The sequence below is a fragment of the Streptomyces sp. NPDC007346 genome (assembly GCF_040703535.1).
Lineage (GTDB): Bacteria > Actinomycetota > Actinomycetes > Streptomycetales > Streptomycetaceae > Streptomyces.
Map to the genome: position 1 here is coordinate 1 of NZ_JBEYKR010000252.1, position 5,788 is coordinate 5,788.

Sequence of the window (5,788 nt, forward strand, 5' to 3'; positions counted from 1 at the left end):
GCCAGTTCAGCCCGCGGAGCTGGTAGTCGCGCAGCGTCGCGGTCAGCGCCTCGGGCTGCCCGATCGACTGCTCGGCCGCGGACTCCGGATCGGCCAGCCGCTTCCGCAGCTGCTCCAGCCACCCCGTCGCCGCCACCTCCACACGCCGCCCGTCCACCTCGGTGGAGCCGGTCAGCGCCGCGCCCAGCGCGTCGATGGGGGTCACCTTGCGGTCCTGGGTCGTCCGGGCCCGCCGTGCTTCCTCCGGGTCGATGAGGACCCACTGGTCGCGCAGCCGCACGATCGGCCTGCTGGACTCCGCGATGCGGTCCAGCTCCTCGCGGCTCAGCCTCTGGCCGCCCAGCGTGAACGACCAGTCGAACGCGAGCAGGGCGTCGGCGGAGAGGAACGAGGGCGTGTCCGCCACGGCACGCCTCCGCCGGCCGTCCCCTTCCGCGCTGTCGGCGTCACCGTCCGGGTCGTCCGGGCCGATCACCGCGCGCGCGGTGAGCTTCCTCGCCAGCTCCTTGGGCCAGTGCACCTGCACACCCGTGGCGGCCAGGGCGCGCGAGGCGGGCCCCAGCAGTTCGGCGATCTCCTCGTCGGCGGGCTCCACGGCGTCCGGCACGGCGGCGGACAGCAGCGGGGTCAGCGGCGGCCAGGCGCGGGCGGCGCGGCGCAGGGCGAGGAGGGCGTCCATGCGGGCCCGCGGCCCGAAGAGCTCCGCGCTCCGCGTGCCGCCCGCCCAGACCTCGGCCGCGTCGGCGACCAGCGAGGGGTCGCTGACGCTGTGGATCTGCAACACGGCACGGAACGACGGCGCATCGCCGGCCGTGAGCGGGTCCTCGGTGGCCGGGGAGGCCGCTCCGATGACCTCGACACGCAACGAGAGCCGCACCCCCGCGTCGTGACCGGCCGCCACATCGGCCGCCCAGGCCCGGCCCTGGGGCAGGTGCTGGGGCTCCCGGGCGGCGAACGCGGGGCCCGCCGCCGCGAACCCGGCGGCGGGCGTCCGGGGCAGCCCGTCGGCCACCGCGTCCAGGAACGCCCGCAGCAGCCGCTCCGGTTCGGGCAGCAGCAGCGGTCCGTCCGCGCTCGCGTCGCTCTCCAGAGGGGTCGCGTGGGCGGTGGCCGGCATCGACGCCGCGAGCTCCCGGATCCGCTCCAGGTCCTCGGCGCCCAGCGGCCCGACCCGCCAGGCGTCCTGATCGGTGGGGCTCAGTCCGGGCAGCAGGAGACCGCGGGCGACGAGTTGCAGGCCGACCAGTGCGGCGGCGCCCCAGAAGGCGGTGGCGGGGGAGGCCTGCCCGCCGGCCCGCGCCCGTGTCAGCACCGGCAGAGCCTCCCGTACGGGAAGACGCAGGGCCGGCACGGCACGGCGCCGGAGACCGTCCTCGGCCACGGTGAGCTCCGACAGGACCCAGGGCGCGTCGGGAGGGGTGCTACCGTCCGGGTTCCAGAAGGCGATCACGCCGGTACGGGGCGGGTCCGCGGGGATGAAGACCGCGGAGCAGCGGGACAGTTCGGAAATCTCGGAAAGCGTTGCCGCGGGGTGCCGGTGCACAGCGATGTCAGATTCCTCAAATTTGACTAGTGGGTCGGGGTCGCCGAGGGTACTCCATTTGAAGCCAAGATGCGCGGCCCCCTGGTGTGATCTGCCCCACTCCTCGCTCCTCCTCGGTGGTCGTGGTGCATCTGGCACCACCACGGGATACGGGGGTCTGCCCCAGGGAGATCGGGGTGGTGGCGCCATGGCTGCCGAAAGCCTCCGATCCGTACGTTTGACGAGGTCAGCGCCTATGTTTGAGAGACCGGAGACCTCATGTCCCAGGCAACAGCCACCGCCGCGGATTCCGCCGGTGACAGCAGTGCGGAACGATCGGGTTCCTCGGCTGCGGGCAGTGATTTCGCCCCCCTGCTGCGTGCTGTGAAGGGGCAGGGCCTTCTCGAACGCCGCACCGACCGGTATGTCATCAGCATCGCGGCCAACCTGGTGGCCCTGGGCGGGGTGATCACCGCGTTCGTTCTGCTGGGCGACACCTGGTGGAGCCTGCTTCTCGCCCTTCCGCTGGCGGTCCTGTGGACCCGGACGGCCTTCGTCGCCCATGACGCGGGCCATTCCCAGATAACCGGTGACCGCAGGGCGAACAGGCTGATCGGCCTCGTCCACGCCAACCTGCTCCTCGGTATGAACGAGGCGTGGTGGAACGACAAGCACGTACGTCACCACGCCAACCCCAACCACGTCGACAAGGACCCCGATGTCGGTGTCGGCGCCCTGGTCTGGACGCAGAAGCAGGCGGCGCAGCGTGAAGGGTTCGCCCGCTGGCTGACCCGCAACCAGGCCCGGCTGTTCTTCCCCATGCTGCTGCTCGAAGGCATAGCCCTGAAGATCTACGGGTTCCAGTTCCTGCGCCGCCAGCCGGCCCGGGAGCGTGCGGTGTCGGCCCTGCTGATGACGGCGCACCTCGCGCTGTACGCGGCCCTGCTGCTGACCACCCTGTCCCCGGGCAAGGCGGTCGTCTTCGCCCTGCTGCTGCACGCGCTGTTCGGTCTCCACCTGGGGATGGCCTTCGCCCCCAACCACAAGGGCATGGAGATGCCCGACCCGGACGGGGACCGCTGGGGACACCTCCAGCGCCAGGTCCTGACCTCACGCAACGTGCGCGGCGCGATCCTGACCGACTGGTTCCTCGGCGGCCTGAACTACCAGATCGAGCACCACTTGTTCCCGAGCATGCCCCGGCCCCACCTGCGGCTGGCCCAGCCCCTGGTCAAGGCGCACTGCAAAAGCATCGGCATGCCGTACGCGGAGACCGGACTCGTCGAGTCCTACCGGCAGGCGCTGGCTCATATGCACGAGGTCGGTGAACCGCTGCGATGAGCGGCGACACGGGGGACGGTGAGGGGAACGTAAGAACGCGCAGACGCGTTGACACGACAGGAGCGGCGCCGGCCGCGAAGGAGGCGTGGACCATGTCGAACGGTGCGAAGGTCGCTGTCGCGGGGGTGGTGGCTGCGGTCGTCCTGATGCCCCTGATCGGATTCTGGTGGTCGCTGCTGGTGGTGATCGGCGTCCCCGTCGCGGGCTATCTGCTGCTGGACCCGTCCCAGCGGCGCAGGCTCCGCAGGAGCAACCGCAGGGAGATCGGCCGCTGAACCCGGGAGCGACGGGTGGCCATCGGTGGCCGGGGCCTCTGAGCCGGGGACACAGCAGTACGGGAGCCCCGGGCCCGGAGCACGGTCACGCCGGAGGCGGGGCCAGCGTGTCCAGGGCCTCCAGCAGGCCGGGCAGCGCGGGCCCGCGGCCGACGGGCAGGACCTCGCCCGGCTCCTCGTCCAGCAGGATCAGCGCTATGTCGTCGGTTCTGGCAACCATCGACCACCCCGGGCCGTCGACACGCAGGGTGCGGGCGTCGGCCGAGGCGAAGACGGAGCGGATCCGGCCCGGTGGCGGCGGAGCCTTCGTATAGGCGAGGGCCTCCGACAGGGCCCGTCGTACGCCGGGATGCCGGCCCGTCGCAGCGGCACCGGGCTCCGCCTCCCCCTCGCCGGCGGTGCCTCCGTCCCCCGGCCCACCGTGTCCGGCCGGACCTTTCGCCGACTCATCGCCCGGCCGGACGAACTCCGCGTCGTCGATCTGCTCCCGCCACAGCGCCCACCGCTCCGCGATCTCGTCGGCCCCCAGCCGCCGTTGAGCGGGGCCCCAGGACCCCGTGTCCACAGGAGCCAGCGGCGCAGGGCCCTGACCGTCCGTCTCCGGGTCGTGCGGGGCGGGCACACCGGGCGCGGCGACGGCCACGGCCAGCGGCCAGCCGGGCAGCGCGCACACCACGCAGCGGTCGTCGGGGGAGAGGTCGTACTCCATACCGCAGTCCCAGGCCGCGATGGCCGCGGCCACCAGGGACACGTCCTCGACGACCACGGTCCAGCGGGCCCCCTCCCCGTCCTGGCCGAGGACGAGACCGTACCCCTCCTCGTACGGCTCGAGGCCGAGCACACCGCACGCGGCCACGTAGTCGTCGCCCAGCACACTCGGGAACCGGGCAGGGGTCAGCAGCACCGCGGTCAGCACCAGCAGCGCGTCGTCGTCGGCGTCCGTAGCGGCCACGGTCTCCTCCTCGTCCCTGAGATCCCTCATCCACCGCTCGGCCACCCGTCGCCCAGGCCCGCCTCACGTCGTCCGTCGGCGCACCTTAACTACTCGGTAACCCCGCCGTCGAGGCCCCGGCGCCCGACACCCGGCCGCACCCGCCGGTCCCTCGGCCCAGGGCGTCGTGGCCGGGAAGGACCGGGACGTACGGGGCCATCCGCGTAGGATCGGAGCTCGGAACGAACGAGGGGAAGAGCATGGTTCAGCGCTACGACCGGCTGAAGGAGATTCAGCGACTCGACCCGGAGCGGGACTTCCTGGAGATCTACCGCCTCACCGTCACCTACGAGTTCCCCTGGGACATCACCCGCGCCCTCGAACTGGCCCTCTACCGCACCTATGCCGTGCCCAGCATCGGCCGACTCCTCGATGAGACAGCGGAGTTGACGGAGCGTTCGCAGAAGCGGTACGACGACACCGCCCTGCTCCTGGACACCGTGGTGGAGCACGGATTCGACACCGAGGAGGGCCGCACGGCCATCCGCCGGATCAATCAGATGCACCGCAGCTACGACATCAGCAACGACGACATGCGCTACGTGCTGTGCACCTTCGTCGTCACACCGAAGCGCTGGCTGGACGACTTCGGCTGGCGCCGGCTCTCCGCCCACGAGCTGAGGGCCTTCGCCGCCTACTACCGCACCCTGGGCGCCCGGATGGGGATCAAGGACCTCCCGCAGAGCTACGAGGACTTCGAGCGCACCCTCGACGCCTACGAGCAGGAGCACTTCGGCTGGGACGCGGGAGCCCGCCGGGTCTCCGACGCGACCCTGGCGCTCATGGGCTCCTGGTATCCGGGGCCGCTCGCCCCGGTGGTGCGGGGCGCCAGCCTCGCGCTCCTGGACGACTCGTTGCTGCGGGCGTTCCGCTACGAGCGCCCGGGGCCCGTGGCCCGGGGGCTGACCCGGGGCGCCCTGCGCCTGAGGGCCCGTGCCGTCCGGCTGCTGCCGCCCCGGCGCACGCCGCACTACGCGCGCCAGAACCCCGAGATCAAGGGCTACCCGGACGGCTACGAGGTCGCCGCGCTCGGTACGTTCCCCACCCCCGGTGTCCGGGGCTGCCCGGTCCCCGGCCACCGGCGGCCGTCGCAGGCGCCCGCCGAGTGATGAGGGCCGGCGGGAGCGCGGAGACGGTGTGCGGCAGCTCCGTAGCCGCGTACACGGGGGAGGGGTTCGTCCGGGGCGGCGGGCGTCGCGGGCGGTGCCGTGCGAGGTCGCGGGGCGCTGCCCCGTACCACCGCGGGAGCTGGTGCACGACCCCGGATCCGGGGCCGTGGCCCGTCAGGGGCGACGTACGGCGAGGGCCAGGAAGCGGTCGTCCTCGTCGGTGTAGGAGTCCAGCCGCCATCCGGAACCGGCCAGCAGGGCCCGCAGCCTGGGCTCGGCCCGCAGGTCGTCGTCGGTGAGGGCGCGCCCGTGCCGCGCGGCCAGGGCGGCCCGGCCGATCGGGTGGAAGAGGGCCAGCACCCCGCCCGGCCGCACCACCCGGGCGAGCTCCGCCGTATCGGCCTCGGGGCGGGCCAGATGCGAGATCAGCCCGGCTCCGAACACCGCGTCCAGCGCCCCGTCGCGCAGCGGAAGCCGTGCGATGTTGATGCCCAGCACCTCGCGGTTGGGCCCGAAGTGCGCCGAGTAGCGTGACGACACGTTGACGGCG

Annotated in this window: 6 protein-coding genes; 3 read left to right on the forward strand and 3 right to left on the reverse strand. The window is 72.8% G+C overall.

Annotated elements, in window-relative coordinates; genetic code table 11:
* The coding region (locus AB0917_RS33460) for an SNF2 helicase-associated domain-containing protein (protein ID WP_366823477.1) at positions 1–1,543 on the reverse strand (1,543 nt) is incomplete at its 3' end.
* Between the two features lie 258 nt (positions 1,544–1,801).
* Here AB0917_RS33460 and AB0917_RS33465 point away from each other — a divergent pair.
* Complete coding sequence (locus tag AB0917_RS33465; RefSeq protein WP_366823478.1) at positions 1,802–2,863, forward strand: acyl-CoA desaturase; 1,062 nt, start codon at positions 1,802–1,804, stop codon at positions 2,861–2,863.
* Between the two features lie 92 nt (positions 2,864–2,955).
* Positions 2,956–3,138, forward strand: coding sequence for a hypothetical protein (locus AB0917_RS33470; RefSeq protein WP_366823479.1), 183 nt, complete (start codon positions 2,956–2,958; stop codon positions 3,136–3,138).
* Positions 3,139–3,223: 85 nt separating this feature from the next.
* On the opposite strand, the gene AB0917_RS33475 is transcribed toward AB0917_RS33470, so the two are convergent.
* The gene (locus tag AB0917_RS33475) at positions 3,224–4,120 is read right to left on the reverse strand and encodes a hypothetical protein (protein WP_366823480.1); all 897 of its coding nucleotides are present in this window, start codon (positions 4,118–4,120) and stop codon (positions 3,224–3,226) included.
* A gap of 209 nt (positions 4,121–4,329) precedes the next feature.
* Between AB0917_RS33475 and AB0917_RS33480 the strand changes: the two genes are divergently transcribed.
* The gene (locus AB0917_RS33480; protein WP_366823481.1) at positions 4,330–5,238 is read left to right on the forward strand and encodes an oxygenase MpaB family protein; all 909 of its coding nucleotides are present in this window, start codon (positions 4,330–4,332) and stop codon (positions 5,236–5,238) included.
* A 174-nt stretch (positions 5,239–5,412) separates the two neighbouring features.
* Here the strand turns inward: AB0917_RS33480 and AB0917_RS33485 are convergent.
* The coding region (locus AB0917_RS33485; protein ID WP_366823482.1) for a methyltransferase domain-containing protein at positions 5,413–5,788 on the reverse strand (376 nt) is incomplete at its 5' end.

Coding starts and splice junctions, on each gene's coding strand:
- AB0917_RS33465 (WP_366823478.1), top strand. CDS start 1,802: ATGTCCCAGGCAACAGCCACCGCCGCGGATTCCGCCGGTGACAGCAGT.
- AB0917_RS33470 (WP_366823479.1), top strand. CDS start 2,956: ATGTCGAACGGTGCGAAGGTCGCTGTCGCGGGGGTGGTGGCTGCGGTC.
- AB0917_RS33475 (WP_366823480.1), bottom strand. CDS start 4,120: ATGAGGGATCTCAGGGACGAGGAGGAGACCGTGGCCGCTACGGACGCC.
- AB0917_RS33480 (WP_366823481.1), top strand. CDS start 4,330: ATGGTTCAGCGCTACGACCGGCTGAAGGAGATTCAGCGACTCGACCCG.